Annotated in this window: 15 protein-coding genes; 9 read left to right on the forward strand and 6 right to left on the reverse strand. The window is 62.2% G+C overall.

The window, feature by feature from the left end:
* The first annotated feature begins 58 nt into the window (after positions 1-58).
* Together GGI60_RS09380 and GGI60_RS09385 are read left to right on the forward strand one after the other, a co-directional pair.
* Positions 59-2101: a prolyl oligopeptidase family serine peptidase gene (locus GGI60_RS09380; protein ID WP_183915046.1), complete on the forward strand. Its 2043-nt coding sequence runs from the start codon at positions 59-61 to the stop codon at positions 2099-2101.
* Positions 2102-2218: 117 nt separating this feature from the next.
* Positions 2219-3145, forward strand: a complete 927-nt coding sequence (locus GGI60_RS09385; RefSeq protein WP_183915048.1) for a Gfo/Idh/MocA family protein — start codon at positions 2219-2221, stop codon at positions 3143-3145.
* A gap of 55 nt (positions 3146-3200) precedes the next feature.
* Here GGI60_RS09385 and GGI60_RS09390 read toward each other — a convergent pair whose 3' ends face one another.
* Both GGI60_RS09390 and GGI60_RS09395 read right to left on the reverse strand, forming a co-directional pair.
* Positions 3201-3650: a DNA polymerase III subunit chi gene (locus tag GGI60_RS09390; RefSeq protein ID WP_183915050.1), complete on the reverse strand. Its 450-nt coding sequence runs from the start codon at positions 3648-3650 to the stop codon at positions 3201-3203.
* Positions 3650-5140, reverse strand: a complete 1491-nt coding sequence (locus GGI60_RS09395) for a leucyl aminopeptidase (protein WP_183915052.1) — start codon at positions 5138-5140, stop codon at positions 3650-3652. The genes GGI60_RS09390 and GGI60_RS09395 overlap by 1 nt, the downstream gene beginning before the upstream one ends.
* Before the next feature lie 144 nt (positions 5141-5284).
* Between GGI60_RS09395 and GGI60_RS09400 the strand changes: the two genes are divergently transcribed.
* The 7 genes from GGI60_RS09400 (at position 5285) to rsmA (ending at position 13746) form a co-directional block, all read left to right on the forward strand.
* Positions 5285-6058 (forward strand): phosphatase PAP2 family protein, encoded by a 774-nt coding sequence (locus tag GGI60_RS09400; protein ID WP_183915053.1) that lies wholly within the window; start codon positions 5285-5287, stop codon positions 6056-6058.
* Between the two features lie 100 nt (positions 6059-6158).
* The gene (lptF, locus tag GGI60_RS09405; RefSeq protein WP_183915055.1) at positions 6159-7340 is read left to right on the forward strand and encodes an LPS export ABC transporter permease LptF; all 1182 of its coding nucleotides are present in this window, start codon (positions 6159-6161) and stop codon (positions 7338-7340) included.
* A complete protein-coding gene (lptG, locus tag GGI60_RS09410; RefSeq protein ID WP_064682109.1) occupies positions 7337-8425 on the forward strand; it encodes an LPS export ABC transporter permease LptG in 1089 nt (362 codons plus the stop codon). Before lptF ends, lptG begins: the two co-directional genes overlap by 4 nt.
* Positions 8425-10755, forward strand: coding sequence for an LPS-assembly protein LptD (locus GGI60_RS09415; protein ID WP_183915057.1), 2331 nt, complete (start codon positions 8425-8427; stop codon positions 10753-10755). The genes lptG and GGI60_RS09415 overlap by 1 nt, the downstream gene beginning before the upstream one ends.
* A 184-nt stretch (positions 10756-10939) precedes the next feature.
* Complete coding sequence (locus GGI60_RS09420; RefSeq protein ID WP_183915059.1) at positions 10940-11884, forward strand: peptidylprolyl isomerase; 945 nt, start codon at positions 10940-10942, stop codon at positions 11882-11884.
* A gap of 6 nt (positions 11885-11890) precedes the next feature.
* On the forward strand, positions 11891-12919 hold the full coding sequence (pdxA, locus tag GGI60_RS09425; RefSeq protein ID WP_183915061.1) for a 4-hydroxythreonine-4-phosphate dehydrogenase PdxA: 1029 nt from the start codon (positions 11891-11893) through the stop codon (positions 12917-12919).
* The gene (gene rsmA / locus GGI60_RS09430) at positions 12919-13746 is read left to right on the forward strand and encodes a 16S rRNA (adenine(1518)-N(6)/adenine(1519)-N(6))-dimethyltransferase RsmA (RefSeq protein WP_183915062.1); all 828 of its coding nucleotides are present in this window, start codon (positions 12919-12921) and stop codon (positions 13744-13746) included. Before pdxA ends, rsmA begins: the two co-directional genes overlap by 1 nt.
* Before the next feature lie 44 nt (positions 13747-13790).
* On the opposite strand, the gene gmk is transcribed toward rsmA, so the two are convergent.
* From gmk to fabF, 4 genes are all read right to left on the reverse strand, one after another.
* Positions 13791-14453 carry a guanylate kinase gene (gmk, locus tag GGI60_RS09435; RefSeq protein WP_097580303.1) on the reverse strand — a complete coding sequence of 221 codons (663 nt, stop codon included), beginning with the start codon at positions 14451-14453 and terminating at the stop codon, positions 13791-13793.
* A 3-nt stretch (positions 14454-14456) separates the two neighbouring features.
* Positions 14457-15344 (reverse strand): YicC/YloC family endoribonuclease, encoded by an 888-nt coding sequence (locus tag GGI60_RS09440; protein ID WP_183915064.1) that lies wholly within the window; start codon positions 15342-15344, stop codon positions 14457-14459.
* A gap of 19 nt (positions 15345-15363) precedes the next feature.
* On the reverse strand, positions 15364-16581 hold the full coding sequence (mltG, locus tag GGI60_RS09445; protein ID WP_183915066.1) for an endolytic transglycosylase MltG: 1218 nt from the start codon (positions 16579-16581) through the stop codon (positions 15364-15366).
* A 130-nt stretch (positions 16582-16711) separates the two neighbouring features.
* Positions 16712-17974 carry a beta-ketoacyl-ACP synthase II gene (gene fabF / locus GGI60_RS09450; RefSeq protein WP_183915068.1) on the reverse strand — a complete coding sequence of 421 codons (1263 nt, stop codon included), beginning with the start codon at positions 17972-17974 and terminating at the stop codon, positions 16712-16714.
* Positions 17975-18058 lie beyond the last annotated feature (84 nt).

Below are 18058 nucleotides of genomic sequence, written 5' to 3' on the forward strand. Positions count from 1 at the left end.
TGTCAAGTCGAGACCGGCTGCCTAGATCTGATCGACGTCAACGGAAGCCGGTAGGGACATGAACCTTCATCTCGAAGCGGACGAGGATCCGCGCACCCGCCAGTTCATCGACGAACATAACGCGCTGTCCGACGCGGCATTGAGGACGCCGGAATTCGCTGAGGATCGCGATGCGATCAAGACGCTGATCGAGCGTCAGGACCGGCTGATCGTGCCGATGCGCCGCGGCGGGTGGCTGTTTGATTTCCGTCAGTCCAAGGACAATCCGCTCGGCGTCTGGCTGCGCCTGCCGGCCGATCAGCAGCCGTTGCCGGAGGCCGATTGGGAGGAGGTCTTCGATCTCGACGCCTTCTGCGTCGGCGAAGGCAAGCGCTGGACCTGGCGCGGCGTCGTCACCTGCCCCTGGGAACCGACGCGCGTGCTGCTCACGCTTTCGGACGGCGGCTCGGACCTTGTCCGCCTGCTCGAATTCGACGCAGAGAACAAAGAGATCGTGACGGGCGGCTTCGACACGCCGGCGGCGCGATCGCATGCCAATTGGCTAAGCCGCGACGAGATCTGCTATTTCGGCTCCATCGACCGATTTTCGGCGACCCGTTCGGGATGGCCGCGCGTCGGGCGGCGATTGAGACGCGGGCAACGGCCGGAAGATGCCTCCATCCTCTTCGAAGCCGCCGACGAGGACGTCTATGGCTTCAATCTCGTAATCGACCCTGCCCTGTCGGGCACCTCAGCGGATGCCGGCTTGATCGACATCTTCGTCGCCGCGCACGAGATCGGCGTCGCCAGCGCCTATCTGATATCCGATGACGGCAGGCAACAGCGCATCGACCTGCCTAAGGAGGCGGACTTTCAGTTCAACCACGATCACTGCCTCTGGCGGGCAAAGACCGACGAGCGCGTTCCGACAGGCAGCCTGGTGCTGCAGCGCTTCGATCCGAACTCTCAGACAGTTCCGCTCGGGCCGGAGCGGATCTTGTTTCAACACGGTGAAGCCCAGTCGATCTCGCAGATGATGCTGATGCGCGAGTGGTGCGTGTTCATTGTCTCCGACCGGCTGCGCCCGCGTCTCATGGTGCTCGACCTGACGAAGCCCGATGCCGAACAGCGGGAAATCGCGCTGCCGGCGGATATCCAGACGGCTCATTTCAGGCCGCTCCATGCGGATCTGCATCTCGGCGACGACACGCTCTACATCGTCGGTCAGGGTTTCCTGCAGCCACCCACCTGCTATCGCCTCGAACTTTCCGATCGCAGCAAGCCGCCCGAGCCGGTGTTGACCGCCGTGGCCCCGAGCTATTTCGATGCGACCGGCATGTCATCCGAGCTGCTGGAGGCGGTTTCCGAAGATGGAACGAGGGTTGCCTATCGGCTGGTCCTGCCGAGACAGTGGACCAGGGGCGCGCTGCCGGTGCTGATTTACGGTTATGGCGGCTTCGACGTTGCGCTATCGCCGAATTATTCCGGCGTGACCGGTCGCTGGCTTGAGCAAGGCGGCGCCTATGCACAGGCTTATATCCGCGGCGGCGGTGAATTCGGGCCCGACTGGTATCGCAGCGCCAAACGGCAGGGGCGAGACAGGGCCTTTGCCGATTTCGTCGCCATCGCCCGCGATCTCGTCGCCCGCGGCTACACCGTGCCGTCGCGGATCGCCTGCCAAGGCGGCAGCAATGGCGGTCTGCTGACCGGCGTAATGCTGACGCGCTATCCGCACGATTTCGGCGCGATCTGGTGCCAGGTGCCGGTGCTCGATATGACCCGCTTCCACCTGTTCAGCGCAGGGCAGGCCTGGATGGACGAATATGGCGATCCGGAGGTCCAGGTGGATCGGGACTTCATGCTCGGTTATTCACCGCTTCACAATGTCAGGCCGGCGAGCGAGATCGCTTATCCGCCGATCTATATCGAAAGCTCCACCAATGACGACCGTGTGCACCCCTCGCATGCACGCCGCTTTGCCGCGCGGCTGGAGGAGGAAGGACACAAGCCGCTCTTCCATGAATTCGGCCTGGGCGGGCATGGCGGCGACGGCGATTCGCAAGAGCGCGCCGCCCGCGCGGCGATGGGTTACAGCTTCCTTCGCCAAACTATCATGAGATAGACGGGCCATCATGGGGTAGGATGAAGCAATAGAATGAAGGGAGAGCTTGTCGGCGCTCCTCTTTCTGCTACAAGACGCGCAATAAATCATACTTTTCACAGGTTCGAGCGAAACACCATGTCTCCCATCAATCTCGCCATCGTCGGCGTCGGCAAGATCGTCCGCGACCAGCACCTCCCCTCCATCGCCAAGAACGCCGATTTCAAACTCGTCGCCACGGCCAGCCGTCACGGCACGGTCGACGGCATCAACAGCTATACGACGATCGAGGCGATGCTCGACGCCGAGCCTTCGATCGACGCCGTTTCGCTCTGCATGCCGCCGCAGTACCGCTATGAGGCCGCTTATAAGGCGCTCGTCGCCGGCAAGCATGTCTTCCTGGAAAAGCCGCCCGGCGCGACGCTGAGCGAAGTGGCCGACCTGGAGGCGCTTGCCGGAAAGCAGGGCGCGTCGCTTTTTGCCAGCTGGCATTCGCGCTATGCGCCGGCGGTCGAAGCCGCCAAGGCGTTTCTTGCCTCGACCACGATCAAGAGCGTTCATGTGATCTGGAAAGAGGATGTCCGCCACTGGCATCCGAACCAGGACTGGATCTGGCAGGCCGGCGGTCTTGGCGTTTTCGATCCCGGCATCAACGCGCTGTCGATCGTCACCCACATCCTGCCGCGGCCGATCTTCATCACCGAGGCGGTGCTCGAATTTCCCGAAAACCGCGATGCGCCGATCGCCGCCGACATTCATTTCCGCAATGCCGACGGCCTGCCGGTCCGCGCCGAATTCGACTGGCGCCAGACCGGCAAGCAGAGCTGGGACATTGTCGCCGAAACGGCAGCCGGCCAGATGGTGCTTGCCGAAGGCGGCGCCAAGCTTTCGATCAACGGGACGCTGACCTTCGCCGAACCGGAGCAGGAATATCCCTCGCTCTACCGTCGCTTTGCCGAAATCATCAAGGCCGGCAAATCGGATGTCGATCTGGCGCCGCTGCGCCATGTTGCCGACGCCTTCATGCTCGGCAAGCGGAAATTCGTCGAAGCCTTCCACGATTGAGCCACTTGGCGGTCCTTGCCCGTCAGCCCGACGGCAAGGACCTAGAGGGGCCTGCTCAGGCCTTCTTCTCCCACCGTCCTTCCGGCGTCTGCTGCCAATAGGTGAGGTTATGCCCCTCGCCTTTCAGCCTCTTCCATTGCGCGCGCGCCGCTTCCAGTTGCTCCTGATCGTGACCGTCGAACATGAAGACGATGCGCTCGTAAGGGTCTGCCGGCGGCGGCTCGGCGCCGTCGACGATGAAACGCACCGTCGCCGCATTGGCGTTGTCCGACGTGACCGTCAAAAGCACCGGCTGGTTCTCGGCGAAATCGGCCTGGTCGGTGCCGTGCGGCAGGAAACTCTCTTCGCGGAACGTCCAAAGATGCGCATCGAGCGCATCGCGCCGCGCCGGCTCACGCGTCTGAACGGCGACGCGCCAGCCGCGCTCGACGCTTTTGTCGATGAGCGGCGGAAGCGCGTCTTCCAGCCTGGATTCGGTCAGATGATAGAAGAGAATGTCGGTCATCAGGCTTCATAATGGGCGCGGACGAGCTCGTCGAGCAGGCGCACGCCGAAACCCGATCCCCAGGACTGGTTGATCTCGTCCTGCGGCGAGCCCATCGCCGTGCCGGCAATATCGAGATGCGCCCAGGGCGTGTCCTGCACGAAACGCTTGAGGAAATGCGCTGCGGTGATCGAGCCGGCCTGGCGGCCGCCGGTGTTCTTCATGTCGGCGAACTTGCTGTCGATCAGCTTGTCGTAATCCTTGCCGAGCGGCATGCGCCAGAGTTTCTCGTTGGTCGAAAGGCCGGCTGCCGTCAGCTGGCCGGAAAGCTCATCGTCATTGGAAAACAGACCGGCATGAACATTGCCGAGCGCCACGACGATCGCGCCGGTCAGGGTGGCGAGATTGATCATGAACTGCGGCTTGAAGCGATCATTGCAATACCAGAGCGCGTCGCAGAGCACGAGGCGGCCCTCGGCATCGGTATTGATCACCTCGATCGTCTGGCCGGACATGGAGGTGACGATGTCACCGGGACGCTGGGCGTTGCCATCAGGCATGTTCTCGACCAGGCCGATGATGCCGACGGCGTTGACGGCCGCCTTGCGGGAGGCGAGCACATGCATCAGCCCGGTCACGGCTGCGGCGCCGCCCATATCGCCCTTCATGTCTTCCATCCCGGCGGCCGGCTTGATGGAAATGCCACCGGTATCGAAGACGACGCCCTTGCCGATGAAGGCGACGGGACGATCCTTGGATTTGCCGCCTTTCCACTGCATGATCGCGAGACGCGGCGGGCGCACGGAACCCTGGGCGACGCCGAGCAAGGCGCCCATGCCAAGACGGCGCATTTCCTTCTCGGTCAGGATTTCCACGTCGACGCCGAGCTTTTCCAGCTCCTTTGCCCTGGCGGCGAATTCGACGGGGCCAAGTGCATTCGGCGGCTCGTTGACAAGGTCACGGGCAAGATTGACGCCGCCTGCGATCGCTTCGGAATCGGAAAATGCTTTCTTGGCGCCGGTCACGTCGGCGGTGACGATCGTCACCTTGACGGGTTTCGCCGGTTTCTCCTCGTCGTCATTCTTCTTTGTCTTATAGGCGTCGAAGCTGTAGCCCCGTAGCAGCATGCCGAGCGCAAAATCGGCGGCCGCGCGCGCGTCCGTCGTCAGGCCGGGGACGTCGAGGAAGACGGCAGCCTTGTCGGTATTCTTGATTTTCGATGCCGCAGCACCGCCGGCCTTCAGCCAGTCATGGGCGGTGAGTTCGGCGGCCTTGCCAAGCCCGAGGACGACGATGCGTTCGACCGGCGCACCTTCCGGGGCGACGATATCGAGCGCGGCCATGGATTTGGCGGAGAATCGCGCGATCTTCGCAGCCTTGGCGATCACGCCTGCCGGATCGGCCGTTTCAGCGCCTGCGGCGCCGTCGGCCTCCGCAGTCTTCAACAGGATCGCCAGGCCGCCATGGAGCTTCGCCGACTTCGAGAATGAAATTTCAAACTTTGCTGACATGTCTTCTCCGCTGGGATTCTCTGAAATCCGTCCCTGGCGGATAATTTCGCGTTTGTCGGGTCTGTCAATGGCTTGCGACACTTGTTATGGTCGCCCGCGGCCGTCCAGGCTCACATGTTTTCGTCAGTTTCGTAGATATTCGCGTTGACAGGTTTTTCGAAAAATCGATGGCGGGGCCCGGTGATCCGCCTGCCGAAGACGAGTTTCGGTGCATTCATGCTGTTGTTCTGGGCGTGGTGGGGGCTGCTGATCGTCTTCCGCGCCTTCCCCGGGATCGACATCTATTTTTCCCAGCTTTTTTTCGTTGGCACCGAGTGCGACGCGACCGTCTCTGCCGGAAGCATCTGCGGCGGCTTTCCCTATCGCGACTCGGGGAACTTCGACCTGCTGCGCACCATCTTCTTCCGCCTCCCCTATGTCGTCGCGATCGTAATGGCGTGGAAACTCATCGAATGTTACCAGCAGCACGGCGCAACCTTCAACGCCGAGCGGGCGCGCAAGCTCAAAGTCGCCTTGGGAACGCTGCTGATCGGGCCGGTGCTGCTCGTCAATGTCATCCTGAAGGAACATTGGGGCCGGCCGCGGCCGGTGCAGACGGATATTTTCGGCGGCGCCTTGCATTTCGTCGAGGCCGGTTCGCTTGCCGGCAAATGCGTTTCAAACTGCTCCTTCGTCTCCGGCGAGGCGGCGAGCGCAGGATGGCTGTTCTGCCTGCTGCTTTTCGTCCCGAAATCGCTGCGCTACGCGCTGGTGCCGCCCATCGCCGCGATCTCGATCCTTACGCCGGCCATGCGGCTATCCTTCGGCGCGCATTACCTCTCCGACGTGACGCTCGGATGGCTGTCCTCGCTTGTCGTCTTCGCAGCGCTGCTGGCGTTAACTGAGTCGCAACAGAGCCAAAAAAATTCTGAAATTTGAATGAATTTTTGACACCTGCTTGTCGCAAAAGCGCGACAAAGAGCGTAGAGGGATTCTCCTGCAAGCCGTTTGGGGCCTGCAGGTGCTTTCAAGGGCCGGCATGAAACTACTCGAGACATACATATTGCGGCGCGTCGGCCAGATGTTTCTCGTGGCGCTCCTGCCCGTGCTGGCGATCATTTGGACGACACAGGTGCTGCAGCGCATCAACCTCGTCACCGACAGCGGCCAGTCGATCGGGTCGTTCGCCAAGCTGGCGACGATGATCCTGCCGTCGATCATTCCTGTCGTGCTGCCCTTCGCGCTTGTCATCGCCATCACCCAAACGCTGACGACGATGAACAACGATTCCGAGCTGACCGTCATCGACGCGGCCGGGGCACGGCGCAGCATTCTGATCCGCCCGATCCTGCTGCTTGCCGCCGTCATCAGCGTCTTTTCCTTCTTCGTCGACAATATCGTCGAGCCGCGGGCAAAGACCGTGGCGCGTCAGATGATCGCCGAAACCTATGCCGATCTTCTCTCCTCGGTTATCGAGGAAAAAACCTTCCGCAAGATCGACGAGGGGCTCTATGTGCAGATCTCGAAGCGTCTGGCGGGCCGCATGCTGAAGGGCCTGTTCGTCGCCGACGAGCGGGACCCGGCCTACGAGCTGATCTATTACGCCAAGGAAGGCGCGGTCGACGACACCGGCACGACGCTGATCATGCATGACGGCGAGGTGCATCGCAAAACGCCAGACGGCAACGTCTCGGTCATCAATTTTGATTCCTATTCCTTCGACCTCTCTGACATGACGGAGAGCCGCGGTCAGGCGACGCTGAAAGCCAGCGACCGCGACCTGTGGTTCCTGTTCAATCCGGATCCGAACGACAAAGACTATACGATCCGGCCGCAGAGCTATCGCGCCGAGTTGCATCGGCGACTGACGGACTGGATCCTGCCCGTCGTCTTTGCCCTGTTTTCGCTGGCGATCGCCGGCGATGCGCGGTCGCATCGCGAAGCACGGCTGCATCCGATGGTGAGCGCGCTCGCCTATGCCTTCGCGTTCCGATGGGCTGCGTTCTACGCGGCGAACCAAATCGACACCGATCCGGAATATATCGCCGTTCTCTACGCCATCCCGATCGTCAGCAGCATCGTCTCGATCATCTTCCTCAGCATGCACAAGCGGCTCGTCATGCCTTCGTTCATCCGGGAGCGGATATCGGCTTCCTGGAGACGCACGCAGGAAAGACTGCTTGCCGCGACCAGCAGGTCCGGCGGGGGCGCTGCCCAATGATGTTCGGAACATTGTCGCGTTATTTCTTTCGCCGCTACCTGGCGACGACGGGCTGGTTCCTGATCGGCGTGTCGGCGATCGCCTTTCTCCTCGATTTCAGCGAGACGGCGGGCCGCATGTCCGGCCTGCCCGGCTACACCATCGGTGGCGGCATCGTGATGACCGCCGTGCGCCTGCCGCTCATCCTGCAGCAGACAATCCCCTTCATCGCGCTCTTCGTCGGCATGACGGTGCTGATCGGGCTCAATCGCAAATATGAGCTCGTCGTTACCCGCGCGGCCGGCATCTCGGTCTGGCAGTTCATGTTTCCCTTCATCGCCGGTTCGCTGGCGCTCGGCGTGCTGACGATGACGGCGCTCAACCCGCTTGCCGCCTGGGGGCAACGCCAGGCACTGCTCGTCGAATCCGACTGGCGCGGCGAAAACGCGGTTCTGCGTAAGGCACCGCAGATTCCGTGGCTGCGCCAGATCAGCGGCCGCGACGATGTCATCATCGGCGCCCAGACGGTCCAGGAGAACGGCACCAAGCTGGTTGACGCCGTGTTGATCCATTTCGATTCAAGCGGCCGAGTCATTCTGAGACAGGATGCCGCCACGGCAAAGTTGGAAGATGGTTACTGGCAGCTTAACGGTGTCGTTGAGCGTAAGCCTGGGGAAATCCCGCTGCGCAAAGCTTCGGTCCAACTTCGCACCAATCTGAAACAGGATTTCGTCCAGGAGCGGCTGACAGCGCCGGAAACAATTGGTTTCTTTGACCTTTCCAACCGCATCGCGGCGGCCAAATCCTTCGGCATCTCGACCAAGGCATTGGAGACGCAATTCAACTCTCTGTTGTCCCAGCCATTGCTGCTGGTGGCCATGACTCTCATTGCTGCAACAGTGTCCCTAAAATTTAGCCGGTTCAACCAATCCCGCCCCGTGATTCTGGGTGGAATCCTGTCAGGCTTCATGCTTTATGTCATCACCGTGCTTGTAAAAGCATTCGGAAGCAGTGGAGTCGTGCCTCCCTTCGTGGCGACCTGGATACCGGTGGTCGTCGCGCTGGCCTTGGGCGCGACTATTTTGCTTCATCAGGAGGACGGCTAGTGGCGGTAGGCGACCGCAAGTATTTTAGTAAACAACTGGTTGCCCTGCTTGTCGGTGCGGCTCTATGTTCCTATTTCGGCAGCGCCCCGGCATCCTACGGCCAGGCCAGCACGCCTGAGCAAAATATCAAGAATAAGATTCCCGAAGGCGCCAAGCTGCTGCTTTCGGCCAATGAACTCGTCTATAATCGTGACGCCGACCTCGTCTCGGCGGTCGGCGGCGTGCAGATCAACTATGGCGGCTACAAGATGGTCGCGCAGAAGGTCGAGTACAATCAGAAGACCGGCCGGATGATGGCGATCGGCAATGTCGAGATGGTCAGCCCGGACGGCAACCGCATCTATGCCGACAACCTAGACGTGACCGACAACTTTGCCGACGGGTTCCTGAACTCGTTGCGCATCGAGACCTCCGACAATACGCGTATCGTCGCCGAAAGCGGCGAGCGTGTCGGCGGTACGAAGATGATTCTCAACAAGGGCGTCTACACCGCCTGCCTTCCCTGCGCCGAAGATCCGAAGCGTGCGCCCTTCTGGCAGGTCAAGGCCAAGCGCGTGATCCAAAACGGCGAGACCCATACGATCCGTCTGGAGCGGGCCCGCTTCGAGCTGCTCGGTTACCCGATTGCCTTCGTGCCGTTCATCGAGGTTCCCGACAATACGGTGAAACGCAAGTCCGGCTTCCTGTTCCCGACGATGAGCCTGTCGCAGAATCTCGGCTTCGGTCTTTCCATTCCTTATTATTACGTGATCTCGCCGAGCATGGATGCGACGGTCACCGCAACCGGCTACACGGCCCAGGGCTTCCTCGTCGAAGGCGAATTCCGTCAGCGCTTCGAAAACGGCACGCATATCCTGCGCGTCGCCGGCATCGACCAAGCGAGCCCGGGCAATTTCAGCTCCGGTACGAGCGATGCCGAAGCCGAACAGCGCGGCATGGTGGCGTCAAAGGCGGAGTTCCGCATCAATCCGCGCTGGACGTTCGGCTGGGACGTCATGATGCAGAGCGACAACAATTTCTCGAAGACCTACAAGCTCCGCGGCCTGAGCGGCACGGATCGCACGAACCAGATCTACCTGACCGGCCTCGGCAAACGGAATTATTTCGACATGCGGGCGTTTTATTTCGACGTCCAGGATGCCGACCGCACGAACACCGCCGAAAAACAGCAGGCGATCGTCTATCCCGCGCTCGATTATCATTATGTCGCCCCCCAGCCGCTTGCAGGCGGCGAACTGTCCGCGGATGTCAACCTGACGAATATTTCGCGCACACATGACGACTTCTATACTGTCGACGGATTCGACCGCTTCCGCGGCCTGAAAGGCCAGACGTCGCGCCTGACCGCCGAACTTCAATGGAAACGCACGTACGTCACGCCGACCGGCCTGGTGATCACGCCGCTTCTGGCCGCGCGCGGCGACGCTTTCGCGCTGAACATGAATGATCCAACCGGTTACGCCGGCAATTACCTTGACGATAATTCCGCCACTCGTTCGATGCTCACCGCCGGCTTAGAAGTGCGTTATCCAATTCTGATGACGACGGAAAACAGCACCCATATCCTCGAACCGATCGCACAGATCTATGCCCGTCCCGACGAGCAACTCGCCGGCCGGCTGCCAAACGAGGATGCACAAAGCTTCGTCTTCGATGCCACGTCGCTTTTCGACCGCGACAAGTTCTCAGGCTACGACCGTATTGAAGGCGGCACCCGCGCCAATGTCGGCGTCCAGTATACCGGGACTTTCGACAGCGGTTACAAGCTGCACGGCATCTTCGGCCAGTCTTACCAGATCGCCGGCCAGAACTCGTTCGCAACCGATGACCTCGTCAATGTCGGCGCGGATTCTGGCCTCGAAACCGACCGCTCCGATTATGTCGGCCTCGGCGGCGTCGAAACGCCATACGGTGTGTCCGTCGCCGCCTCCTACCGTCTCGACGAGAAGGATTTCGAGTTCCGGCGCGGCGACCTGACGACGGCCTATCAGAACGACACCTTCCAGACGCAGGTGACCTACACCCATCTCAGCGCCCAGCCGGCCTATGGTTTCGCCGAGGACAATGACGAGATCCAGACCAGCAGCAAAGTCAAGTTCAAGGACTACTGGTCGATCTTCGGCGGCATCGCGTGGGATCTGAACAATGATGTGATCAGCCGCCGTACACTCGGCCTTTCCTATGAGGACGAATGCACGATCTTCACGATCGCCTATACGGACAGCAGGGATTCCGAGGACGAGTCGGCAAGCGACTGGACGATCGGGGCGCGGCTGACTTTCCGGACGCTCGGCGACATCAAGATCGGCACCGATACCCTCTCCAACTAGCGGGCGGACGGCGTGAATATCACCTCAAGTCATTCTTTCGCCGTAAGCCTGTGCAGGACATTGCCGCCAGTCGATATCTGAGGCATAGGGGATTTGCGCCGTGACGGAAGCGATTTCCGCGTGTCTCGCACTGTGGTAGGAACGCCGCGAACAACGTCTCGCGGCGCTATTGGGAGGTCAACAGATGACTGACGCGAAAAAAGCCATAACCGCCTTTCTCGCCGGCGCAGCACTTGCCTTGCTGACAGGCCTTGCGGGCCCGGCGCTGGCGGCAAGCGAAGTGCAGGCCGTGGTGAACGGCACTGCCATCACCAGCGGCGATGTCGCCAAGCGACAGGCCTTCCTGCGCCTGCAGCATACGGCAGCCGATGCCAAGACCGCCAAGGAGCAGTTGATCGACGAAACGCTCAAGCGGCAGGAGGTCGCCCGCGTCCATATGTCGGTTTCGCAGCAGGACGTCGATGCGTCTTTCGCGCGCTTTTCGGCCGGCAACAAGCTTTCCGTCGAGCAGATGTCGCAGATCCTCGACCGTGCCGGCGTCGGCGTCGACCATTTCAAAGGCTTCATCGCCGTGCAGATGAGCTGGCCGCGTGTCGTCAATGCGCGTTACGGCTCGACCTCGCGGCTGTCGAATTACGATCTCGTCTCGCGCATGATGCAGAACAACAAGCAGAAGCCGGTGACGACGGAATATATGCTCCAGCAGATCATCTTCGTTATCCCGCAAGCCAAGCGCGCCGCCATCACCGGCAAGCGCAAGGGCGAAGCCGAGGCGTCGCGCTCGAAATTCCCCGGCTGCGACCAGGCAAAGGTCTTCGCCGCAACGATGCGCGATGTCGCCGTGCGCGACCTTGGCAGGATGCTCGCTCCCGAGATCCCGCCGGATTGGAAGCCGCTCGTCGAGCAGGCCAAGGGCAACACGACCGGCACCCGCGTTACCGACAAGGGCGTCGAATACCTGGCGATCTGCAGCCAGCGCCAGGTCTCCGACGACCAGGCCGCTGAAATGGTCTTCCGTCAGGAGGATCTCGACAAGTCCAAGGCCGGCAAGAACGGTCCGCCGGAGAATGAGAACAGCAAGAAATACCTAGATGAACTGCGCAAGAAGGCGCAGATCGCCTATCGCTGACCGACGATGGCGACACCGTTCTCACGACCGCTTGCACTGAGCCAGGGCGATCCCGCCGGCATCGGGCCGGATATCACGCTGATGGCCTGGCTTCGGCGGCGTGAACTCGGGCTCCCGCCTTTTTTCCTGATCGGCGATCCTGATGTCTTGGCCTTGCGAGCCCGCCAGCTCAACCTGGCGGTTTCTATCCGTGAGATCGCCAGGGCCGACGAGGCCATCGGCATATTTGCCGATGCGCTGCCCGTCATCAGCGTGCCGGCCGGCATCGAGGTGGTGGCCGGTGAACCGCATGTGGCAACGGCCAAAGGCACGATCGCGGCGATCGAAAAAGCCGTATCGCTTGTCATCGGAGGCGAGGCGCTCGCGGTCGTCACCAATCCGATCGCCAAGGCCGTTCTCTATGAGGCGGGCTTTCGCTTTCCCGGCCATACCGAATTTCTCGCCGATCTGGCTGCCAGGGCAACCGGCAGCCCGGTGACCCCTGTCATGATGCTGTCCGGACCGAAGCTCAGGGCCATTCCCGTCACCATTCACATTCCGCTTCGAGACGTGCCGCAGGCGCTGACGGAGGAATTGGTCATGGAAACCTGCAGGATCGCTCACGACGATCTGAGGCAGCGCTTCGGTATCGATGCGCCGCGGCTCGCGGTTGCCGGCCTCAATCCGCATGCCGGTGAAACCGGGACGATCGGGAGGGAAGACGAGGATGTCATCCGCCCGGCCATCGAGCGCCTGCGCGACGAGGGCATTGACGCCATCGGCCCCCTGCCCGCCGATACGATGTTCCATGACGAGGCGCGGGTGCGATACGACGTCGCCATCTGCATGTATCACGATCAGGCCCTGATCCCCGCCAAGGCGCTCGGCTTCGACGACAGCGTCAACGTCACGCTCGGACTTCCCTTCGTGCGCACCTCGCCGGATCACGGCACCGCTTTCGGCATTGCCGGCAAAGGGCTGGCGCGCGAGCAGAGCCTCGTTGCGGCGCTGAAGCTCGCCTTTCACCTCGGCCGCACTTGGGAAAGCCGCCGCTGATGGCAGCACTCGATGGCCTGCCGCCGCTTCGCGACGTCATTCAGCGTCACGGCCTCGATGCGCGAAAGGCGCTCGGGCAGAACTTCCTGCTGGATCTCAACCTGACGCAGAAGATCGCCCGCACGGCCGGCGCGCTCGAAGAAACGACCGTGATCGAGGTCGGCCCAGGCCCAGGTGGGCTGACGCGCGCGATCCTGGCCCTCGGCGCCAGGAAGGTGATCGCCATCGAGCGGGACACGCGCTGCCTGCCGGCTCTCGCCGAGATCGCCGATCACTATCCGGGCCGGTTGGAGGTGATCGAAGGCGATGCGCTGAAGACGGATTTCGAGTCCCTGGCGCCGGAAGGCCCGGTCAAGATCCTCGCCAACCTGCCCTACAATGTCGGCACGCAGTTGCTGGTCAACTGGCTGCTGCCGAGGGCTTGGCCGCCGTTCTGGCAGTCGCTGACGCTGATGTTTCAGAAGGAAGTCGGCGAGCGTATCGTCGCCAGCGAGGACGACGACCATTACGGCCGTCTCGGCGTGCTCTGCGGCTGGCGGACCGAGGCGCGCATGGCCTTTGACGTGTCACCGCAAGCCTTCACGCCGCCGCCGAAGGTGACGTCGACGGTGGTGCATCTGACGCCCCGGGAAAATCCCATCCCCTGCTCCGTCGCCAATCTGGAAAAGGTGACGCAGGCCGCCTTCGGCCAGCGCCGCAAAATGCTGCGCCAGAGCCTGAAGCCCCTCGGCGGCGAGAGTTTGCTCGTCAAGGCCGGGATCGATCCGGCGCGGCGAGCGGAGACGTTGTCCGTCGAGGAATTCTGCCTTCTGGCAAACAGCCTTTAAAGCGCCCTCAACCGCTGTGCAGCCTTGCGCGATATGCTTTTAATTTAGAGCGACGGCGTCTCTTCCAGCAATCCACGGACGAAATCGAACATGCCATGGCGGCGGTCGCGGCGCAGGCGTTCGGCCTTGACGATCGACTGGACGGAGTCGAAGGCGGCGTTGAGATCGTCGTTGACGATGACATAGTCATATTCGCGCCAGTGGCCGATCTCGGCGCGGCTGTTGGCAAGACGCGTCTGGATGACCTCCTCGGAATCCTCGGCGCGGCGATGCAGCCGCGACTGGAGTTCCGTCATGGTCGGCGGCAGCACGAAGATCGAGACGACGTCGGCCGACATCTTCTCCTGCAATTGCTGGGCGCCCTGCCAGTCGATGTCGAAGAGCATGTCACGTCCCTCGGCCATGGCTTGCTCCACAGGCTCACGCGGCGTGCCATAGAAATTGCCATGCACCTCGGCCCATTCGAGCAGCGCGTCGCTATCGCGCAGCCGCTCGAACTCGCGCACACTCTTGAAGTGGTAATGCACATCCTCGACTTCGCTCGGGCGGCGCTGCCGCGTGGTGACGCTGACGGAGAGGCCGATTTGCCTGTCCTGCTCCAGCAGCGTGCGCGCGATGGTGGACTTGCCGGCGCCGGACGGCGACGAGATGACAAGCATCAGACCGCGACGGGCGATCTGCACGGGCGAGGATTTCGCCGGTTTCATGTCCTACTCCAAATTCTGGACCTGCTCGCGGAACTGGTCGATCACGACTTTCAACTCGATGCCGGCGGCGGTAACCGCCGAGGCATTCGACTTCGAGCAGATGGTATTCGATTCGCGGTTAAATTCCTGTGCAAGGAAGTCCAGCCGGCGTCCGGCAGGCCCCCCTTTCACCAGGAGATCGCGCGCTGCAGCGATATGCGCCTTCAGGCGGTCGATTTCCTCGCGCAGATCCGCCTTGGTTGCCAACAGCGCGGCTTCGGCATGCAGTCTGTCGCGGTCAAGCGCGGCCATGCCGTCCATCAACAAGGCGACCTGTGCCGCGAGCCGGGAGGCGATCTCCTGCGGCGAGCGCGAGGGATCCGTCTCGATCGTCCGCGTCAGGCCCTCGATCGTTGCGACGTGGTCGAGAAGGATGCGGGAGAGCGCCGCGCCTTCCTGCTCGCGCATCGCCCGGAGGTCGGCAAGCGCGCCCATGAGGCCGGCGGCAATATCGGCATCCCGGGCGGCCAGCGCCTCCTCGCCGTCCTCACCCTCGCGGAACTCCACGATGCCGCGCACCAGAAGCAGCGTATCGAGCTTCAGCGGCGAAGGATCGATTACGTCCACCAGCTGCTCGCGCATCGCAAGCACGGCGGCAAGCGCTTGTCTGTTCAGCACCGCCTCGAAACGGTTCTCGTCGGCAGTGACCGAAAGCGAAGCCTGCAGGTTGCCGCGGCTGAAACTTTCGCCGGCAAGGCGGCGGACCTCCGCCTCCATGCGTTCAAGGCCGGGCGGCAGGCGCAGGCGCAGGTCGAAGCCCTTGCCGTTGACCGAGCGCAACTCCCATGCCCAGCGCCAGCGGCCGCTCGTTCCCTCGCGCCGCGCAAAACCGGTCATGGACTGCAAAGCCATGCGAGCCTCCCGAAATCTGTCAGTTGATCTTCTTTTTCTTCGGCGGCACGACAGTTGCGCCGTTCTCGCCCGGCTGCTCTTCCGGCTGGCCATCGACCGCAATATTCGGATCCGAACCCTTGTCAGCCTCGAGCTTGCGCCAGCGCTTGACGTTGGCATTGTGCTCTTCGAGCGTCGCGGCGAAAACGTGGCCGCCAGTGCCGTCGGCGACGAAATAGAGATCCTGGGTTTTCCAAGGGTTGGCGACGGCTTCCAGCGCATCCTTGCCGGGATTGGCGATCGGCGTCGGCGGCAGACCCTTGATGACATAGGTATTATAGGGCGTGTCCCGCTTCAGGTCCGACTGGTAGATCGGCCGGTCGGCCGGCTTTCCCTCGCCCCCGAAGAGCCCGTAGATGATCGTCGGATCGGACTGCAGGCGCATGCCCTTGCCAAGCCGGTTCAGGAAAACGGAGGCGACATGGGCACGTTCGTCGGGAACGCCGGTCTCCTTCTCGACGATGGAGGCGAGGGTGACGAATTCTTGCTTGGATCGCAGCGGCAGCGAGGAATCACGCTTGTCCCAGACCTGATCGACGAGCTTCTGCTGTGCCGCCGCCATCTGTTCGATGATTTCCGAACGCTTGGTGCCACGCGAGAACTTGTAGGTGTCAGGACGCAGGCTGCCTTCGGCCGGCAGTGCGGCCGGCAGGTCACCTTCCAGGACCGGATCCTGCAGCATCCGGTCAAACATCTGGCGAACCGTCAGGCCTTCGGGGAAGGATACCGAATAGAGGATGGACTTGCCCGATTTCAGCAGCTCCATGATATCGCTCATGGAGGCTTTCGCCTTGATCTCGTATTCGCCCGCCTTCAAGCTCTCGCCGGCGGAAAGATGCGTCGCCGTCAGATATCGGAAGATGCGGGCATCGGAGATGATCGCATTGCGCTCGAGGTTCGAAGCGATTTCGGCGAGACCCGCGCCGTTGCGGACGATGAAATTGGTGTTCGTCTGCAGCGGACCCGGGCTCTGATAGGTCGATGTCGCGTAGTAGAAGGCGATGACCGCGACGACGCAGACCAGGACCGCCATCGTCATGATGAAGTTCAGAAAGAGGACGATCTGGCTGCGCGCGTTCCTGGAGCGCTTCGGCGGCTCCGGAACACGCTCCGGACGCAGGGCCTCGTTCGGCGACTTCGGGATGATCGGTCCCTTCTGCGCTTGGCTGTCGTTCCTCTGGTTCGTCGTATCGCTCACCGGCAATCCTCTAAAACTTGGCCCTCATTCCGCTATTTCGCGAAGCAATGCGGCAAAAGCAGGTTCTGCCACAGTTCAACGAAGCCGCTGCCGGTCGTTCAACTCCAGCGCGCCCGCTATGGCAAGCCCTTTACTGCGCGTAACGGCGCAGCACGAGCGACGCGTTCGTGCCGCCGAATCCGAACGAATTGGACAGGGCCACGTTGATTTCTCGCTCGCGCGCCTTGTGCGGAACAAGATCGATCGCCGTCTCGCGTTCGGGATTGTCGAGATTGAGCGTCGGCGGCGCGATATTGTCACGGATGGCCAGCGTCGCGAAGATCGCCTCGATGGCGCCGGCCGCGCCGAGAAGGTGTCCGGTCGCCGACTTGGTTGAGGACATGGAGATCTTCGACGCCGCATTGCCGACCAGCCGCTCGACCGCTCCGAGTTCGATCGTGTCGGCCATGGTCGAAGTACCATGGGCGTTGATGTAGTCGATATCGGCCGGCGTCAACCCGGCGCGCTTCAGCGCCATCGCCATGCAGCGACCGGCCCCCTCGCCGTCTTCGGACGGCGCGGTGATATGATAGGCATCGCCCGATAGGCCGTAACCGACGACCTCGGCGTAAATCCTGGCGCCGCGCGCCCTGGCATGTTCCAGTTCTTCGAGCACGACGATGCCGGCGCCCTCGCCCATGACGAAGCCGTCGCGGTCGCGGTCATAGGGGCGCGAGGCCTTCTGCGGATCGTCGTTGTGCTGGGTCGACAGCGCTTTGCAGGCGGCAAAGCCTGCGAGCGAAATGCGGCTGACGGGGGATTCCGTGCCGCCTGCGACCATGACGTCGGCATCGCCAAGCGCGATCAGGCGCGCGGCATCGCCGATCGCATGCGCGCCCGTCGAGCAGGCGGTGACGACCGAATGATTGGGTCCGCGCAGCTTGTGGCGGATCGACACCTGACCGGAAACCAGATTGATCAGGCGGCCGGGAATGAAGAAGGGGGAGATACGGCGCGGGCCCTTGTCGCGCAGGGTGTAGCCTGCCTCGACGATGCCTTCGATGCCGCCGATACCGGAGCCGATCAGCACGCCGGTGGCGATCTGGTCCTCGTCGCTCTCGGGATGCCAGTTCGCGTCGGCAAGCGCCATGTCGGCGGCAGCCATGCCGTAGATGATAAAGGGATCGACCTTGCGCTGTTCCTTCGGCTCCATCCACTGATCGACATTGAAGGTGCCGTCGGCGCCGTCACCGAGCGGAATACGGCAGGCGATCTTGGCGGGAAGGTCGTCGACCTCGAATTCGGTGACGAGGCGAGCGCCGTTCTGGCCGGCGAGCAGCCGCGACCACGTCACCTCAGTCCCGCATCCCAAGGGTGATACCATGCCGGTACCAGTGATGACGACACGTCTCATCGCGTGCTTCCCCCGTCTCTTATGTTCTATGGAGAAATAGGCCGAAAAGAAAAGGGCGGACTCCAGGCCCGCCCTTTCTCAAAT

It is taken from the genome of Rhizobium lentis, from assembly GCF_014200175.1.
Taxonomy (GTDB): Bacteria; Pseudomonadota; Alphaproteobacteria; order Rhizobiales; family Rhizobiaceae; genus Rhizobium; species Rhizobium mulingense.